The sequence below is a fragment of the Caldifarcimen microaerophilum genome, assembly GCF_055387105.1.
On record NZ_AP038914.1, the window covers coordinates 1,193,666 to 1,211,098 of the forward strand.

A 17,433-nucleotide genomic window follows, 5' to 3' on the forward strand; every position below is an offset into this window, starting at 1 on the left:
CTCCGACCTGTCCGTGAGATTTGTCACGCGTTTCACCGGATGGAGCCAGGTTATGGCGCTGATGTTCACTCATGAATTTGAACATCACGTTCGCAGTTCCAAGGATGACGCAAGCGAAGACGTCCATGGCCCCCTCCTCCAGCCCCTCCCGTGAGGGGGAGGGGAGAAGACAGGTCTGAACTCGTGTCCAGAGGTCAGCACGAAGATATTTTGATGGTTTTTCAAGAGGGCCGTACAATTCCCCCATGCCCGGCGAAGCCTCTCCTGTCCGATCTGAACTTTCCCGGGACCTCACCACCTTCGACATCACCATGGTGGGGGTGGGCGCCATGATCGGTGCCGGGATTTTTGTCCTCACCGGCATCGCCGCCGGCACGGCCGGTCCTGCCCTGATCCTGGCCTTTCTCCTCAACGGCCTCATGACATCGGCCACGGCCATGACCTATGCCGAACTGGGGTCCGCCATCCCCGAGGCCGGGGGTGGGTATCTCTGGGTCCACCGGGGGCTTTCTCCTGCCCAGGCGTTTCTGTCGGGATGGATGAGCTGGTTTGCCCATGCGGTGGCGGGGAGTCTCTATGCCCTTGGGTTTGGCGCCTATTCCACCCTCATGCTCCGGGTGCTGGGCCTCCCCACCCCTCACGGAGTGGAGCTCCTTCTCCACAAGGTGCTGGCCGCCGGTGTGATCCTGCTGTTTGCCTGGATCAACTTCCGGGGTGTTTCGGAGATGGGGAAGGCGGAGAACATCGTGACCCTGGCCAAGATCGTGATTCTGGGCCTGTTTATCGCAAGCGGCCTGGCGGTGATCGTGAAGGACCCCTCCCGCCTCCAGCACTTTCGCCCCTTTTTTCCGAAGGGGTGGAGCGGCGTGTTGATCGCCATGGGCCTCACCTTCATTGCCTTTGAGGGGTATGAAATCATCGTCCAGGCCGGGGAGGAGGTGAAAAACCCGAAGAAGAGCATTCCCCGTGCGGTGTTTCTGTCTCTCCTCATCGTCCTTCCCATCTATCTCCTGGTGGCGTTCGTGAGCCTGGGGGCGGTCACCCCCGACGTGCCGGGCATGCCCACCTGGCAGTGGCTTGCAGAACATGCGGAGCTGGGGGTGGCCATGGCCGCCCGGCAGTTCATGCCCCTGGGGACCTATCTCCTCCTTCTTGGTGGCCTGCTCTCCACGGTGAGCGCCCTGAACGCCACCCTGTTTTCCTCCACCCGGGTGTCCTTCGCCATGGGGCGGGATGAGAACCTCCCTTCCTTCTTCGCCGACGTACATCCGAAAACCCGCGTGCCCCACCGGGCCCTCACCTTCTCCACCCTTCTCATGCTCGGGATGGCGGTGTTCCTCCCCATTGAGGATGTGGCGGCGGCCACGGACCTGATGTTCCTGCTCCTCTTCCTCCAGGTGAACCTGGCGGCGGTGCGCATCCGTCAGCGGTGGGGCAATGAACTGGATTACGGTTTCCGAACCCCCCTCTTCCCCTTCGTCCCCTATGCGGGAGCCCTGTCCCAGATCGTGCTGGCGGTGTTTCTCCTGTTTTATTCCCCTCTCGCCTGGCTTTCTGCCCTGCTCTGGGTCGGCGTGGGGGTGAGCCTGTTCTATCTCTGGGTTCGGCCCCGGATCCGGAAAAAAACCGCCACGCCGGTGGTTCTCCGGGAGGTGCACAGGGTGGAGGAGACCGCCCGGCGAAAGGTGCTCGTCGCCCTGGCCAATCCGGCCACCCTTCCCCTCCTCACCCGGTTCGCCGCATCCCTCACCCGGGACAACGAACCCGCCGAACTCATCCTCCTTCACGTGATCCAGGTGCCCCACCAGCTCCCCCTTCGTTCCGGTGAGCGGTATCTCCCCCGGGCCCGGGAGCTCCTGGAAACGGCGCGGGCGATCGCACAGGAGGCGGGGGTGGAACCCCAGCTCCTTGTGCGGATCTCCCATCAACCGGCACGGGCCATCCTGGACACGGTGGAGGAGGAAGGGGTGGACACCCTGGTTCTGGGCTGGCGGGGAGAGGGGAAAAGTTCTCAGTCCCTTCCCGGACGGGGAATGCTGGACATCCTTTCCCGGGCCGATGCCCACGTGATCGCCCTCCGCACGGGAAAAACCGCCCCCGCGCACTCCCGGAAGATCCTGATCCCCGTCTCCTATCCCCTCCAGCTTCTCCTGATGCTCCGGGCCGCCCGTGGAGCCTGCGAAACCTTCGGGGACTGCCAGACGGTGGAGGTGATTCACTTTTACCCCACCGATCTTTCCCCGGAAGAGCGGGAAAATCGGCGACGTGCCTTTGAAGCCACGCTGAACGAACACGCCCAGGGGCTTTTTCTCCAGTTCACCATGGAAGCCTCGGATCATCCCTTCCGGGAGATCCGTGCCCGGAGCGGGGATGCGGATCTCGTCATTCTGGGCACGGGACGTCAGCGCTGGCTGGAGCGGCGGGTCCTGGGACTGCCCCTGGCGCGACTTCTCCACGGGATCCAGGCCCCCGTGATCCTGGTCCGGGGGAAGCACGCCCCCTTTCTGAAACTCCTTCGGGAAGTCCGGATCTTCCTGTTCGGAGAGGATTGATCGTCCCTCCTCCTTCCGCCATACTGGATGCATGACACCCCGGGAACTGGGCGTCCTTCTCCTCCTGCTCATGGTGCTTCTCCTCGGCCTGGGGACGCTGGGTTGTCCCCTTGCCAACCGGCTGTTTCCCCGAAAGCCCGGTGTTCTTCGTTACACTCCCTGCTTTGTTCTCCGGAATTTTGCGGGTCTCTCCATCTCTCTCCTTCTCCCCTACGGCTACGGGGCGGTGGGGCAACGACCCCTTTCGGCCGGATGGCTCGCCCTTTTCGGCGCACTGGCCCTGATGTTTCTGTGGGCTCTGGTGGAAAGCCTTGCCGAGCGTTTTCACCTGACGGACAGCGGTCTCGTGATGTTCCGGTATGGAAAAACGGAAAATATATTCTGGTCAGATGTGGCCCGGGTGAGTTTTTCTCCGGCCATGGGGTGGTTTGTCCTGCACCTTCATTCGGGGAAACGCCTCCGGATCTCCCTTCTCCTCCAGGGCATCGAAGACTTTGCCCGCCATCTCCTCCAGCGGGTTCCTGCCGACCGCGTGGATCCCCATGCCATGGAGGTCCTCCAATCCACGGCCGAGGGGCACCCTCCTCTGCCCCCCGTTGCCCGGGGATAAACGCTTATTGGGCCGGAGAAGCCCCTTCCCCTGACAAAAGCTCCAGGATGGCCCAATGGGTGGCTTCCACGTCCGCCGCTTCCGCGGTGGAGTCCACCACAACGACCGTGACTGCGCCCTCAAGGGGTCTGCCTTCTCCGTAGAGATGGGGCCGGTCTTCTTCCCGCCGGTGAGACGCGCTCACACCCAGGGCCTCGTTGTTCAAACGAACCCTGCGGCGCCCTGGGACAACCGTATGGCGTTCCACATACACCAGCGGATCGGGACCTTCCACATCCACGTCCCACACCCCCCTGACCCGAATGGAACTGCCCCCAAAGGAGAGATAAACAGCGGGAAGGTCGGGCGGGATCCGGGAGAATAACCGGTCCACGATATAGCCCTTCAGAAACGCCGAAGGGTCCCACCGGCACCCTCCGCGAAACGTCCAGCGACGGGGGGCCGCTCGTGTCGCCGTGCACTCCGGCGTTCTGTAAAAGGGATCCACCACGTCCCCTGTTTGTTTCCGGATCACCACACTTTTCTCGAGCAATGTGTCCACCAGCCCCGATACCTCCAGAACCCCCTCAAGGGAGCGGAAATACAGCGGAGAGACCTCATCCACCACCTGTCGGGCTTCCTCATAGAGATCCTGCACAAGGTCGGAAAGCCGGGCGGAGTCCGGTCCCACCAGGGTGATCTCCAGGAGGGTGCCCATCAGGAAAAAGACCCGGGTCAGGGTGTCCGCCACCACGGCATCACCGGAAGAAGGAGAGGGTCACCAGCCCTCCCGTGAGCCCCACGCCCAGGATGAGGGAAAGCCCGCCCAGATATTTCACAAAAACGAGTCCCACCGGACCGTATCGCAAAAGCCAGGGATCCAGAAGGAGGAGGGTGATGCCCACCATCCCGAGAAAAAGGGCAAACCACCGCAGGTTTCGGGGGAAGGGGGTGTGGGGGAGAGGCCAGGCGAGGGCGGCAAAGAGGAGAGGCGCGATCATGGCGTGGAAATGGGACGTTTCGGCAAGTTGAAGGGGAGATTTGGCCATCCGGAAGGCATCGGGATTTCCCCGGTAATACTCAAGGAGTTCCCGGGGAAAATGGCCGATTTTGAAGGCGATGATCAGACCGGCAAACACAAGACCCGCCAGGGCACCGGAATACAGAAAGGCATAAAGCACCTTCCATTCGGCGGGCCACTCACGGGGGGGACGGTCCACCGTCTTTCCTCCTTTCGAGGAATTCAAGAAGCCACAACGCCCGTCGAACCCCATGGGTGAGGGCGTTCACCGAGATGGTGGCCCCGGCGATCCGGGGGATGTCCTTTCCGGGACGAAGGGGATGGCCGGAGGTTTTTCCCCGATACCGCTCCAGAAACCGGGGGTTCTGGATTTCTCCGCCATAGGGCTCCCGGTAAGCCAGCACCTCCACAAAACGCACGGTGTCGTTTTGGATCCCCACGGCAAAGGTGATGGGTTCGTGCTTGCCCAGCACGTCGTCCACCACCACCTTCAGGGTGTCCTCCTCTGCATGCGCCGTATACACCCACACCGTCTCCCGCAGGAAAGGGAGAATCCCCGCGTTCTTCAGGGATTCCTGGAGGGCGGGGGTGACCACCACCGGAAGGCTGTCCAGCACGGCCACCCCCGGGAGAACCCCCGCGACGAGAAGCCCGATCATCAGAACGTGATCCCCAGGATAGAACGGATCATCATCCGGCTGTGCGTTTCCACGTCTGTGAGCTGCGGGAATACGGTCAGTGTGGCCCACACTTTCGGTGCGGAATAGTGAAGAGAGGGGCCAATGAAGAGAGCGGTGTGCTCGGGAGAACCCCCGGGAAGCGTCCGATCGGGCCATTCCTGATGGGTCATGAATTCGAGTCCCAGGGCATAAGAGCGCGTGAGCGCAAATGACACACCTCCTGTGAGAGACAGCACCCCCTCTTTCTCCCGGTGCCGTTCAAACGCCGTCCCGGTGTTCTCCCACTCGGTTTCAATCTCCTGTTCCAGAATAAGGTTCAGCCCCGCGTTGACCCGGTCGGAAAACCATTTGCTCAGGATCAGCTTCTCCTCAAACTCCGTTTTGGCCCCTTCGTGCGTAACCTCCAGATAAAGGCCGCTTCCAACCCAATCGGTCCTCGGGTTGGTGAACCGTTGAAACGCCACAAAAGAGATGCCTTCAAAGGTGGACCGGGAAAGAGGGCCCGTGGTGGGGTCCACGGAAAACACCCGGGCACTGTTCAGATAAAGGGCAAAGGTGAGGGTGGGGGTGAAGGCGTACTCGATTTCCAGCCGGGTTTTCCATGCCCAGAAATCCAGCGTCCCCTTCCGTCCAGTTTCATAGGTCACCCAGGGCTCCACCTCCACAAGCCCCTTCGGCACCGGATCCGTGTCATACACGAAGGTCCACATCCGCTCATGGGCCTCACCCCATCCTGCAAGGAGCGCCACACCTGCCACCATCATCCACCGCTGCATGGTTCATCCTCCGTGTTTGATGTTTGTAACGGGCCTGCCACCGGTGGCAATCTTGACCCTCACAGTCAAGATTAAGGATACGCCTTCCGGTTCGTCCCGTCAAGGCAACAGTACGCCATATCTTGACCTTCCGATCTCCCCTGTGCAGAATGAATCCGTCGTTTGGAGGGGCGATGGTGGTGGACAGAGACGGCCGGGTGCGGGCCGAATCTCCCCACGGACCCGACCAGATCCTGGTGGTGGATGTCTGACGTCCGAAGCGTTATTCTTTCAGCCCGCTCCGGGCATAGCTTTCCATGATATGGCGCTGGGCGATGAAGAAGAGAATCACCAGGGGAAGGATGGCCAGGGTGGACGCGGCCATCAGGGCGGGATAGTTGGTGCTTTCCCCCTGGGCAAAATAGGCAAGCCCCACCTGAATGGGACGCATGTGATCGCTGTTCGTGACCATGAGGGGCCACATGAAGGCGTTCCAGGAGCCAATGATGTCAAAGATGATCACCGTCACAAGCACCGGACGGGACAGGGGAAGGAGAATCCGGACCAGGAAGTCCAGGTGGGAACACCCATCCAGCACGGCGGCATCAAAGAGATCCCGGGGAAGGCTACGGAAATGCTGCCGGAGGAGAAAAATGGTAAACACGTTCACCATCCAGGGCACGGTCAAAGCGGCAAAGGTGTCCATCCACCCCCAGCTCTGGATCATGACATAGAGGGGGATCACATACACGGGCATGGGAATCATCATCACCGCCAGAAACAGCATAAACAGGCTCTCCCGCCCCCGAAAATGAAGCCAGGAAAAAGCATAGGCTGCCAGGGTGGACGTCATCAGCACCCCCGCCAGGGTGAGGGCGGTCATGATGACCGATACCTGGATATACCGGAGAAAATTCAGTTTGGTGAAAAGTTCCCTGTAGCCATACAGGGTGAGCTGATGGGGCCACCAGGTGGGCGGAAACAGAATGGCCTCCGCCGGGGTTTTGAGGGACGTGACGAGCATCCAGTAGAAGGGAAGCACCATGAACACCGCGCCGGCGGTGACCACCAGATAAAGGACCAGGCGTCCGGCACTAAACCTCATAATACACCTTCTTCTCCAGATAGAGCTTCTGGAAGAGGGTGATGCCGATCATAAAGACGAAGAAGAGAAAGGCGATGGCGGAGGCATAGCCCACCTGGTATTCCTCCACCCCTTTCTGATAGAGATAATAGATCACGACGTTGGTGGACCCCAGAGGGCCGCCCGGCGGTGGGCCGGTCATGGTCCAGACGGGGGCGAACACCTGAAAGGACACGATGGTGGTCATCATCAGCACATAAAAGGTGGTGGGAGAAAGGAGGGGCCAGGTCACGTTCCAGAAGGTGTGCCACCGTCCGGCTCCGTCCACCTTCGCCGCATCGTAATACACATCGGGAATGTTCTTGAGCCCGGCGAGAAAGATAACCACGTTATAGCCCAGGGATTTCCACACGCTCATCAGGACCAGGGAGAAAAGCGCCAGGCTCGGCCCCTCCAGGAACCAGGGGAGATCCAGCCCCGTGAGGAGTTCCAGAAGCCCCCGGTGCTCCTCCAGCCACCGGGGATGAGGAGATCCGGGGAGGAAGGAGAGGAGATAGTTGAAAAGCCCTCGATCGGGGTGATAGAGCCATTTCCACACCACCGACACCGCCACGATGGAGGTGATCACGGGGAGGAAATACACGGTCCGGAAAAACCCCAGTCCCCGCAGGCCCCGGTTGAGGGCCATGGCCACGGCGAGAGCGGTGAAGAGGGAAAGGGGCACGGCCATGAAGGTGTAAAGGAACGTGTTCCAGACGGCCTTCCAGAAGAAGGGATCTTCAAGCAGCAGGCGATAGTTCGCAAGCCCCACAAACCCCCGGGGACCGGCGATTCCCCAGGCATAGAAACTGGTTTTGAAGGCAAGGAGGATAGGCCAGATCTTGAACACCAGGAGCAGAGCCAGGGCGGGAGCCAGAAAGAGAAGAGCAAGGATCAGGGTGCGGGCAGGGGATCGGTCCATCGCCTCACAGGATCTTCTGGATGATGAACAGGGTGACCAGGACCATCAGGATGGCAAACACCGACACCTGAAAGGTGAGGCCCAGGGTGAATTTCACGAGCAGGAGGTTGAGATGGACGGGGGGATCCAGCCCGAACACCACCGGCTTGAGAACCACCTCTTTCAGGGGACCCGCCGGCGCCAGGGCCAGAAGAATGCGGTTGGCGAGTTCGCCCACCACAAAGGCGAACACGATCAGGACAAAATGAACCGGATGATAGCGTCTCATTGCAGCCCCCTGCCGGGGGCGGGACTCGAACCCGCACGCCCTTTCGGGCAAGGGATTTTAAATCCCCAGCGTCTACCGTTCCGCCACCCCGGCGGAAAAAGAGGCGGCGGGGGGAATCGAACCCCCGTACGCGGTTTTGCAAACCGCTGCCTGGGCCACTCGGCTACGCCGCCCCGTGTTCCCCCATATTGTGAGGTTCCAACAGGGAATTGTCAATGTGCACACCCGTGTTGACCGTCCCCCCCGGGGCGTGGATCATAGCATCCGTATGGAGATCCCGAACTCGCCTTTTCTCTTCCTGATGGTGGGCCTTCCCGGTGCGGGAAAGAGCACCCTGGCCCGGCATCTCGCCGCATGGCTGGGTGCGCGGGGGGTGCATCTGGAATCCGATCGGATCCGGAAGGAACTCGCGGGGTTGGACCCGGCCAGGCCCATGCCTCCCGAGATGTACACCCCCGAACTCAACCGTCAGACCTTCCGCGTCATGGAGGATCGGGCCCGGCAGGCGCTCCGGCAGGGGCGTTCCGTTGTGATGGACGCCACCTTCCTGCGCAGGGCATACCGCAAGCCCTGCGAACGGCTTGCCCGGGAAGAGGGGGCCGCGTTTCTTGCCCTGTATGTTTGGGTGGACGACGAAACGGCCCACCGACGGCTCACCCACCCACGGGACGGCTTTTCGGACGCCACGGTGGAGGTGTATGAGGCGATGAAGGCCACGGCCGAACTCCCGCCGGACGATGTGCCCTTCCTCCACCTGGACGGACGCCGTTCTCCAGAGGAGAATCTCCGGATGATGCGCTGGGCCCTGCGATTTATCGGAGATCGGGCGGGTTCCAGGGCGCGATAACGATCAGGTTTCCTGGTTCGAAAATCTCGAACGCCTGATCTTTCTCCGGGAAAGGATAGAACCACCCCACAACCCTGTGAATGCCGAGGGCCAGCGGCTTTATGAAGGAAACCCCATGGGGCGCGTTTGGGATAGGTCTAGGGGAATTCCAAGACCCTCCATAACAACGTGACGAAATGCAGATCGGCGTCTGCGCTGCCCGGGTTCAAGGGGGGCCGTGGACCCCGGGACAAAGCCCATCAGGATCAGGTCTTTTCTTCCTCCTGCCCCGCACCTTGTGACCAAAGGATCCTGTATTCCTCCAGGAGTTCCTGGAGATCCGCAGGAGCTTTCTTCCGGGTGGTTTTCAGGAGATCTTCATACAGATCCACCAGTTCCTTCATCACTTTTTCGTTCACGGATCTGCCGAAGACCACGTGCGGAAGCAGTTTGCGAAGGCCCTCTTGAACTTCCTGCAGCGCTTTTCTGGGGGTTTGACTTTTCAGATAACTCCCGCGGTAGAGATACGCCCACCCATAGATGTTTCGTGCAAGAAAATCAAACTCGAGACCCTCTTCCACCAGGCGGGCACACTCCCGGGCATACCGCGCCGCTTGATCCTTTTTCCCCTGCCTGTCTTTCAGATCCACCAGCATTCCGTGGGCATGGGCAGCCTCCGCTCCGAACCCGGGGAGCCGCTGGGAAGGGAGGATCTCCCCCTGGCCAATCTGCCGATACACCCGAGCCGCTTGCTCCAGCACCTCCTCCGCTTCTTTCTCCTTCCCCTGCGTTAGCAAAAATTCCCCCCAGGCCACTTGGAGACGCGCGGAAAAGAACGCTTGATCGTCCGGTCCCAGAAGTTCCCCCGCCGGTCCCTCCAGCCAGGAACGCACCGTTTCCACCCGTGAAAGGACCCGTTCGTCCCCCTGTTCCCCATACACCATGGTCTCCTCTGTGGCCACCGCCACCGTCCAGAACACATTCTCCCCCACCCACTCCGGGTCCACCTCGGCATTTTTGAGTTTCAGCACCTCTTCCATCACCGGCCGGACCCGCTTCAGCGCTTGTACCGCCTTATCCAGGAGCCCCGCGTGCCGGAGGGCCCTTCCCTCGTACCACGCCACCTTCAGGACCCACAGAGACCAGTGGTCCTCAGGAAATCGCCGCCGAAGCCGATCCAGCGCCTCTTTTGTACGCTTCGTCAGCGGAAGGATCACTTCTGTTTCCTGAAGTTCGGAAAAGATCCACAGAAGGGGATCCACGACGAGCACAAACAGATTCCCTTCCGAAACAGTACGAAACCGGATGTCTTTCGCAAACAGAAGAAAAGACTCCAGATGGTCAACCAGCCCCCTCATATCATAATCCCGGCGGATGGCCACCACACCCAGCACGCCGTGGGCCAGGGCGGCCAGGCGCTTCTCCCGGGGCGTGAGAGGCCGGTCCAGCCTGGCCATTTCCTCCAGAAGCGCCTCAAACACCCCTGTCACCTCCTCAAGTTCCTCATCTTCGACCTCCTCGGGGTTCATCACCATCTCCATGGGTTTGTCCATGGCGATCAGCACTTCGGCCAGTGTCAGCGTGTATTCCAGGGAATCCATCCCGCGGAGACGGCGCAGGAGGCGTTCAACGTCCTCAGCGATGTCCTCAAAGGTCACCTCCCCTTTCATCATGCTTTCCACAAGACCCCGGATCCGGTCCGCGACTTTTCTGGCTTCAGGGGCTTTCCTCATCCGATCCTTCCTGGTCAGAAGAAACCCCAAGGTTTTTGTATTCCTCCAATCGCTTTGCGATGTCCGGCGGAACCTCTTGCCCGACCCTCTCGACCAGGGTTTCATAAAGCGCCACAAGGGCGTCGATCGCCTTGTCCCGATCCTCCTCCCCAATCGCAGCGGGCAGGACATACCGTACGGCTTCTTCCGTCTCTTTCAGAGCTTTCTGGATATCTCCTCCTTTCTGGAAATGGGTTGCTCGAAAGGTCCAGGCCCACGCATACAACCGATTCGCCCGTTTATCAAAATCCATCGCGTCTTCCACCATATCGGCACATGCCCGGGCATATCGCAATGCCTGATCGATCTGACCTTCCTGTTCATGGAGCCAGGCCAGCCACCGGAGCATTTCCCCTGCCTCAGCATGGAACCCGGGAAATATGGGAAACGTTTCTGCCTCCACGTTCTTGGTGTAGATTCCTGCCGCCTGTTCGAGTGCAGAAATCGCCTTTTTTCTTTCCCCTTTGAGGGCATGGAACCACCCCTGAGCTGCATCCAGGCGGGCTCGAAACATCGCCTGGCTTTCCGAAGGCAGATAGTCCCGGGCCAGATTCTTCAGCCAAGAGTGAACCTGTGCAGCATACGCAAGCACTCTCGCATCCCCCATTTCCCCATAGCACCCTGCAAGTTCTGTTCCCACCATCATTGCCCAGTGCATCAGATAGGCCCACCCTTCCGGATCCTCGCCCATGTCATAGGTATCCCGGATATCTTCGAGGTTTTCCAACACCGAAGGTGCCCCCTCCAGCACGCTGACTGCGCGGTCCACCTTGCCCTCCCCCCGCAAAAACCGCCCGGAATACCACGCGAATTTCAAAACCCACGGGAGCAGCCAGTCTTCCTCGGGAAACCGCGCAACGAGGATGTCCAGCGCTTCCCTGGTCCGTCCAAGAAGGGACCCGAACATCCATTCATCCCGCAGATTTAGGAAAAAGGCGAGAAATCTTTCCAGAATCTCCAGGAAAAGGAACCCTTCTTCCGGCCAGCGAAACCGGATGTTTTCCCCATAGAGATCAAACTGACGCACGTGCTCCATCATGGCGGTCAAATCGTAGTCCCGCTCCAGAGAGATCACGCCCATCATTCCATGAACCAGGGCGGTCAGACGCCTCTCCCGGAGTGTGAGAGGTCGTTCCAGCCGGGCAATCTCCTCCAGGAGATGCTCAAATATCGCCTTTATCGCTTCAATGTTTTCCCCGGCTTTCTGTGGCGACTCCAGCACCTTCAGCGGTTCGCCAAGGAGGATCAACACCTCCACCTCCGTGAGGGCATACTCCAGAGAATCCAGCGCGCGGAGGCGGCGGAGATGTCGTTCGTATGCTTCCCTCACGTCATCCAATGAAGCCTTCCCCTCCAGGACCCTTTCCACGAGATCGCGGACCTGATGGGCGACCTTCTTCGCTTCCGAAAGTCCTTTTGTTCTTTTAGCCTTTCCCATGAGTTTTCTTGCCCGTGAGCGCCCGGAGGCGAAGGTCTTCCAGGTCCTCCCGGGTGAACCGGTAAGCCTCCTTGCAGAATTCACACACCACTTCCGCACCCCCATCCTCCTCCATCAGCGACTGGATCTCCGTGGCCCCCAGGGCCACCAGGACCGCCTCTGCACGGGCTCGGGAGCAGGTGCACCGGTAAAGGATCTCCCCCCGGGCCTCCTCCACGATCTCAAAGCCTTCCGTGAAATGCTCGACCAGGTCCTCTTCGGACCACCCTTCGGCCACCCGGAGGCTCACCCCGCCCAGTTCCCGCACCCGGTTCTCCATCACCCGGATTTCCTCCTCCGGAACCGGCCCCAGACGCTGAAGGATCACCCCGCCCGCCGCCTGAACCTCCCCCTCACGGCCCACGAGCACGCCCGCCAGCACCGCCGAAGGGGTCTGCTCAGAAACCGCAAAATAATAGGCCAGGTCTTCCGCAATGCCCCCGGTCCGGAGTTCCACCACCCCGGAATAGGGCTCGCCCACCCCCAGATCCCGGGTGAGATAGAGAAAGCCTCGCCGTCCCACCGCCCCTTCCACGTCCAGTTTTCCTTCCGGCCGGGGCGGGAGATGCAATCCGGGTGGACGGATATACCCCCGCACATGGACGGCTTCTTCACCGCCCGGCCGGGCCTGGGCGAAAATCTCCCGGATCCACCCTTCGGAGAGGATCTGGAGTCCGATGCTTTCCCGGCCCTTGAGGGACGTGCCCATCAGCCCCACTAAGGTGAGGGCCCGGCCCAGGGCCGCGGCGGTGGTGGGGGCAAGCCCGAGACGTCTTCGGGCTTCTTCCACCCCATCCGTGGTCACCCCCGCCACCACCACCCAGGAGGCCGTCTCTCCGAACACCGCCCGGCGAAATCGCCCCACGTCAGGCTCCCTCCATCACGGCCAGCACCTCCTCCGGAAGATTTTGACGGAACTTCTCCATATAGGCATCAAACTGCTCTTTGAGCTGCTCCACCTTCTCCCGGTATTCGTGGAGGTCCTTCCAGGTGGCCCAGGGTTTGAGCACCTCATCCGGAACACCGGGAACCCGGGTCGGGATGGTGAGACCGAAATAAGGTTCGGTTTCGAAGGGCACGTCCCTGAGCTCTCCCCGCTGGACCGCATGGACCATGGCCCGGGTGTAGGGGAGGGGCATGCGACGTCCTTTCCCGTAGGGGCCACCCGTCCAGCCCGTGTTGAGGAGCCACACCTCCACACCGTGTTTGTCCGCAAGATCGGCCAGCATCCGGGCATAGGTCGCCGGATGGTGCACCAGGAAGGGCGCACCGAAGCACGCGCTGAAGGTGGGCTGGGGTTCCTTCACCCCCCGCTCCGTCCCCGCCAGTTTGGATGTGTAGCCCAGGAGGAAATAATACATGGTTTGCGCCCGGTTGAGTTTGGCGAGGGGCGGCATTACCCCGAAGGCATCCGCTGTCAGGAAGAAGATCTGCTTCGGGTGTCCGGCCCTTCCTGAAAGATCCACGTTTTCCAGGCGTTTGAGGGAAAAGGCCGCCCGGGTGTTTTCCGTGTAGCGGTCATCGTCGAAATCCACATAGCCGTCTTCGTTCATCACCACGTTTTCCAGGATGGAACCGAAGGCCAGGGAGGCCCTGTAGATCAGAGGCTCGTGTTCGGCGGAAATCCGGATCACCTTGGCATAGGAGCCCCCCTCAAAGTTGAACACACCGTCTTCCGCCCATCCGTGCTCGTCGTCTCCGATGATGGTTCGCTCCGTGTCCATGGACAGGGTGGTTTTGCCCGTTCCCGAAAGGCCGAAGAAAAGAGATACGTCGTTCTTGTCCTTCCCGTAGTTCGCCGAGCAGTGCATGGAGAGCACCCCCCGCAGGGGAAGTTCATAGTTGAGCACCGTAAAGATGGACTTTTTCACCTCCCCGGCGTAGGGGGTTCCCCCGATCAGGATCTCCTTCCTGCCCAGATGAAGAATCACAAAGGCCTCGGAGCGAGTTCCATCCAGGGCAGGTGTGGCTTTGAAATAGGGGGCGTGAAAGATGGTGTACTCCGCGTCAAAGTCAGGATCTTCGGTGGCCGGCACGATAAACATGTTCCGGGCAAACAGGGCGTGCCAGGCGGACTCTGTGACCACCCGAACCCGGAAACGATGGGCCGGATGGGCCCCCGCAAACACCTCTTCCACAAAGATCCGGGGCTGGGCCTGAAGATAGGCCAGCACCCGCTTGCGGAGTTCCAGGAAAGCCTGCTCGGAAAAGGGGCGGTTCACCTCCCCCCACCACACATGGTCCTTGCTGGAAGGTTCCTCCACCAGAAACTTGTCGTTGGGAGAACGCCCGGTGTAGGGCACGGTGTTGGTGACCACCGCACCCGTGGACGTGATGCGAGCCCGTCCCTGTTCCATCATGTATTCATAGAGTGGTCCCGTGTGGGGATTCCACACGATCTTGTCCCCGGGAAGACCCAGGGCCAGGAGTTCTTCTCGTTTCATCATAAACCCTCCTTGAGTTGTCGGCTTACGCAATGCTCTGCACTTTCCACCGCCCCTTCGGCATAGCCCACGAAGGGGCTCATGTGATCCCCTGCAAGACACAAACCGTCTTTTCTGAACGTCCAGAGGCTCCGGATCGTGTTCAGACCTCCTGGGGGGATGTGGGGATAGGCGTGGGGCCAGAACACGGCTTTCCCGGAGAGAAAACGGTCCGGGGCTTCCGGGAACATCCTGGAAACCTCCTCCAGCGCTCTCTGAACCTGGGCATCCGGATGGTTCGGCCAGCGCTTCTGGAAATCTCCGGCCACCCACACGGCTAGGATTCCGTCTTCGCCCTCCTGAACGTCTGTTTCATCCCACACCGCACTCACGAAGGGATCGGGGATGTCTCCTTCCGGTGCCCCTTCCCGCCAGAACCTCCGGTCAAAGTGAAGAAAGATCTTGAGCACGCCTCCATAGGGAAGGCGGAGACGGGAAAGCCCTTCCGGAATGCCCCGGATGTTCTGAAGGTCGGGAAGGGGGAGAGCCAGGATCAGGCGTCGGGTGCGGATCCGGTCGGTGGGGGTGTGGACCTCCCACCCTTCCTTCTTGGGCTCAAGGGCGAGCACCGGCGTTCGGGACCACACTGCGCCTCCTTCGTCCAGAATACGGGCCACCAGCTCTTCCACCAGGGCAAACAGCCCCCCCCGAACCTTGAACCGGGCGCTTTCTCCGGGATGAAGCTCATACAGCCGTTCCTGAAAAGCCGCCCCCCACGCGGAGACGCCGTCCGGTTCGGCGGCCTCCAGGTTCAGGCAATACACCCGGAGAAGATCCCGGGCTTCCGGTGAAAACCCCATCTCCCGGGCAAGATCCAGAAGGCTTGTCCGATCCAGCGCCCGGATCTCGTCTGGGGCCTTCCAGGGGCGGGTGGGATCGGGGATGGTTTTTCCCAACCTTTTCAGGTGCTCAAACAGGTTGTGAAAAGCTTCCCGGGCTCCCCGGGAGAACCGTCGAGGAAGGCGCATCCAGGCCTGACGCTCGGCGACCTCCAGTCCCAGCCGATGAGCCAGGGCAAGGATCCGGCTGTGGTTGGTGTCGAGAAATTCCGCCCCCGTTTCCGCATACCGCTCACCGAACCAGATCCGTCCGATCCGCCCACCGGGTTCGTTTTTTTCCACGAGGAGAACGTCCATCCCCTCCTGTACGGCCTGATAGGCCGCCAACAGGCCGGCGATGCCTCCGCCCACCACCACAAGATCCCGGATCATCCCCACCGCAATTTCATCCGGAGCACGTCAAGGAAGCCGGGCGCCCAGGAGGTGCGCAGGATCGAAAGCCCTTCCGGCCGGACCGACACCTGGACCCCGGATCCAGGGGCGAGCACACGCTGAATCAGGCCGTCGGCGAGCACCAGGACATTTTCCCCGTGCTTACTCCACGCCCGGATCTCCAGGGTCGCCTGACCGGGGAGGACCACCGGACGGGCACTGAGGGTGTGGGCGGCCAGGGGCGTGACCACCACCCCATGCACCCCCGGGAAGAGCACAGGTCCCATGACCGAGAGGTTATAGGCGGTGGATCCCGTGGGGGTGGCCACAATCACCCCGTCGGCAAAAAAGTCAAACAGCCGTTCCTCTCCCACTGTGATCCGAACCCGGACCAGCCTGGACGGTCGAACAGACCGAACCACCAGGTCATTGTAAGCGGTCAGCCTTTCATCCTCGATCTGGATGTCCAGGGCGCTTCGTGTTTCCTGGGTGAACGCCCGTTCCCGGATGGCCTGAAGCAGTTCGGCAAACTCGTCGGGTCCATAAAGGGTGAGAAATCCCAGGGCGCCCAGATTCACGCCGGCGAGGGGGCGCCCCCGCGCAAGATGGGCCGCCCGCAGAAAGGTCCCATCCCCGCCCAGCACCAGAAACACCTCGCCCTCCAGTTCCTCCGGTTCACGCCAGATCACTCCCCCGGGTGCCCCCTCCCCCTGAAGGGTGCGCGCCACATCCATCCGATCCGGGGGATACAGCCCTTCCTCCACGACCCTGCGAAGGAGGGCCCGGGCGTCCTCCCGATCCACCCCCACCACCGAAAGGCGCGGGGGACGGGGACCTTCACCGGTCACGACGATCCTGCGGACGCTCCTTTGCGGAACCGGGTCCACTCATACACCAGATTGACCACGACAAAGATGGAGGAATACGTCCCCACGACCACACCCACCGTGAGGGCAAAGGCGAAATCAAAGATCACCGCACCGCCCAGCACAAGGAGGGCGATGAGCACGAGAAGGGTGGTGCCGCTTGTGAGAATCGTCCGGGAGAGGGTCTCGTTCACCGAGCGATTCAGAATCCGTCCAAACTCTTCGATGGATGGGGTTTTTCGACCGAGTTTCCGGAGGTTTTCCCGGACCCGGTCAGACACCACGATGGAGTCGTTGATGGAATACCCCACAATGGTCAGGAAGGCGGCCACGATGGGGATGGTGATCTCCCGCCCGGCGAGAGTATAGATCCCCAGGGTGATGATCACGTCATGAAACAGGGCAAGCACCGACCCCACTCCGAAGAGGAGGTTGAACCGGAACCAGATGTAGGCCAGCATGAGCACGAGGGAAAGGAGGATGGCCACGAACGCCTGCTGGCGAAGTTCTTTCCCCACCCGGGGCCCCACCGTCTCCACCCGGTCCACCCGGATGGAGGTCCCCAGAGCTTCCTGGAGTTTCTGTTCAAAGTCCGATTCGCTTGTGATCACCCGGGCCGTGCGGACCAGAAACTCATGGGCCTCTCCGAAATTCTGGACCTCAAAGGCCTCCCCGGGAAAAGCCTGGGCCAGAGCATTTCTCAGGGTGGCGATGTCCACCGGCGCGTTGAGCTGGATCAGGGTTCCCCCGGTGAAGTCGATGCCGTACTTTACCCCCTTCACCGCGATCACGCCGAGGGAGAGAAGAACCAGAATGCCGGACAGGGCAAAGCCGAGATACCGCCGGCCAATGAATTCAAACTGGGGATTGGACAGGAACTGCATCGTG

17 protein-coding genes and 2 tRNA genes are annotated in these 17,433 nt (G+C 61.0%); 3 read left to right on the forward strand and 16 right to left on the reverse strand.

The features are described 5' to 3' along the window. Nucleotides 1-245 precede the first annotated feature (245 nt). Nucleotides 246-2,552, forward strand: a complete 2,307-nt coding sequence (locus tag AC6HU3_RS05545; RefSeq protein WP_497472790.1) for an amino acid permease — start codon at nt 246-248, stop codon at nt 2,550-2,552. Nucleotides 2,553-2,583: 31 nt separating this feature from the next. Beyond that, nucleotides 2,584-3,162 carry a hypothetical protein gene (locus AC6HU3_RS05550; protein WP_497472791.1) on the forward strand — a complete coding sequence of 193 codons (579 nt, stop codon included), beginning with the start codon at nt 2,584-2,586 and terminating at the stop codon, nt 3,160-3,162. A 4-nt stretch (nt 3,163-3,166) separates the two neighbouring features. On the opposite strand, the gene AC6HU3_RS05555 is transcribed toward AC6HU3_RS05550, so the two are convergent. The 9 genes from AC6HU3_RS05555 to AC6HU3_RS05595 form a co-directional block, all read right to left on the reverse strand. Continuing rightward, the gene (locus tag AC6HU3_RS05555; protein ID WP_497472792.1) at nt 3,167-3,892 is read right to left on the reverse strand and encodes a hypothetical protein; all 726 of its coding nucleotides are present in this window, start codon (nt 3,890-3,892) and stop codon (nt 3,167-3,169) included. 7 nt (nt 3,893-3,899) lie between these two features. After that, a complete protein-coding gene (locus AC6HU3_RS05560; RefSeq protein ID WP_497472793.1) occupies nt 3,900-4,361 on the reverse strand; it encodes an Aq_1264-related membrane protein in 462 nt (153 codons plus the stop codon). Then, the gene (locus AC6HU3_RS05565) at nt 4,342-4,821 is read right to left on the reverse strand and encodes an FMN-binding protein (RefSeq protein ID WP_497472794.1); all 480 of its coding nucleotides are present in this window, start codon (nt 4,819-4,821) and stop codon (nt 4,342-4,344) included. The genes AC6HU3_RS05560 and AC6HU3_RS05565 overlap by 20 nt, the downstream gene beginning before the upstream one ends. Further along, nucleotides 4,821-5,618, reverse strand: coding sequence for a DUF6662 family protein (locus tag AC6HU3_RS05570; RefSeq protein WP_497472795.1), 798 nt, complete (start codon nt 5,616-5,618; stop codon nt 4,821-4,823). The genes AC6HU3_RS05565 and AC6HU3_RS05570 overlap by 1 nt, the downstream gene beginning before the upstream one ends. 262 nt (nt 5,619-5,880) lie before the next feature. Next, nucleotides 5,881-6,702, reverse strand: coding sequence for a carbohydrate ABC transporter permease (locus tag AC6HU3_RS05575; protein WP_497472796.1), 822 nt, complete (start codon nt 6,700-6,702; stop codon nt 5,881-5,883). Then, nucleotides 6,692-7,642 (reverse strand): carbohydrate ABC transporter permease, encoded by a 951-nt coding sequence (locus AC6HU3_RS05580; protein WP_497472797.1) that lies wholly within the window; start codon nt 7,640-7,642, stop codon nt 6,692-6,694. The genes AC6HU3_RS05575 and AC6HU3_RS05580 overlap by 11 nt, the downstream gene beginning before the upstream one ends. 4 nt (nt 7,643-7,646) lie before the next feature. After that, nucleotides 7,647-7,910, reverse strand: a complete 264-nt coding sequence (locus AC6HU3_RS05585; RefSeq protein ID WP_497472798.1) for a DUF4321 domain-containing protein — start codon at nt 7,908-7,910, stop codon at nt 7,647-7,649. A 10-nt stretch (nt 7,911-7,920) separates the two neighbouring features. Beyond that, a tRNA-Leu gene (locus AC6HU3_RS05590) sits at nt 7,921-8,003 on the reverse strand. A gap of 8 nt (nt 8,004-8,011) precedes the next feature. Next, nucleotides 8,012-8,083: transfer RNA gene (locus AC6HU3_RS05595), tRNA-Cys, on the reverse strand. 95 nt (nt 8,084-8,178) lie between these two features. Here AC6HU3_RS05595 and AC6HU3_RS05600 point away from each other — a divergent pair. Further along, complete coding sequence (locus AC6HU3_RS05600) at nt 8,179-8,757, forward strand: P-loop nucleotide/nucleoside kinase family protein (RefSeq protein ID WP_497472799.1); 579 nt, start codon at nt 8,179-8,181, stop codon at nt 8,755-8,757. A gap of 245 nt (nt 8,758-9,002) precedes the next feature. Here AC6HU3_RS05600 and AC6HU3_RS05605 read toward each other — a convergent pair whose 3' ends face one another. From AC6HU3_RS05605 to secF, 7 genes are all read right to left on the reverse strand, one after another. Next, nucleotides 9,003-10,469 carry a tetratricopeptide repeat protein gene (locus AC6HU3_RS05605; protein WP_497472800.1) on the reverse strand — a complete coding sequence of 489 codons (1,467 nt, stop codon included), beginning with the start codon at nt 10,467-10,469 and terminating at the stop codon, nt 9,003-9,005. Beyond that, nucleotides 10,453-11,838 (reverse strand): hypothetical protein, encoded by a 1,386-nt coding sequence (locus AC6HU3_RS05610; protein ID WP_497472801.1) that lies wholly within the window; start codon nt 11,836-11,838, stop codon nt 10,453-10,455. The genes AC6HU3_RS05605 and AC6HU3_RS05610 overlap by 17 nt, the downstream gene beginning before the upstream one ends. A 94-nt stretch (nt 11,839-11,932) precedes the next feature. Then, nucleotides 11,933-12,850, reverse strand: a complete 918-nt coding sequence (locus tag AC6HU3_RS05615) for an Hsp33 family molecular chaperone HslO (protein WP_497472802.1) — start codon at nt 12,848-12,850, stop codon at nt 11,933-11,935. A gap of 1 nt (nt 12,851) precedes the next feature. Next, complete coding sequence (pckA, locus tag AC6HU3_RS05620; RefSeq protein ID WP_497472803.1) at nt 12,852-14,432, reverse strand: phosphoenolpyruvate carboxykinase (ATP); 1,581 nt, start codon at nt 14,430-14,432, stop codon at nt 12,852-12,854. Then, on the reverse strand, nt 14,429-15,679 hold the full coding sequence (locus AC6HU3_RS05625; RefSeq protein ID WP_497472804.1) for a flavin monoamine oxidase family protein: 1,251 nt from the start codon (nt 15,677-15,679) through the stop codon (nt 14,429-14,431). Before AC6HU3_RS05625 ends, pckA begins: the two co-directional genes overlap by 4 nt. Continuing rightward, nucleotides 15,676-16,527: an NAD(+)/NADH kinase gene (locus tag AC6HU3_RS05630; protein ID WP_497472805.1), complete on the reverse strand. Its 852-nt coding sequence runs from the start codon at nt 16,525-16,527 to the stop codon at nt 15,676-15,678. Before AC6HU3_RS05630 ends, AC6HU3_RS05625 begins: the two co-directional genes overlap by 4 nt. Continuing rightward, nucleotides 16,524-17,429 carry a protein translocase subunit SecF gene (gene secF, locus AC6HU3_RS05635; RefSeq protein WP_497472806.1) on the reverse strand — a complete coding sequence of 302 codons (906 nt, stop codon included), beginning with the start codon at nt 17,427-17,429 and terminating at the stop codon, nt 16,524-16,526. Before secF ends, AC6HU3_RS05630 begins: the two co-directional genes overlap by 4 nt. Nucleotides 17,430-17,433 lie beyond the last annotated feature (4 nt).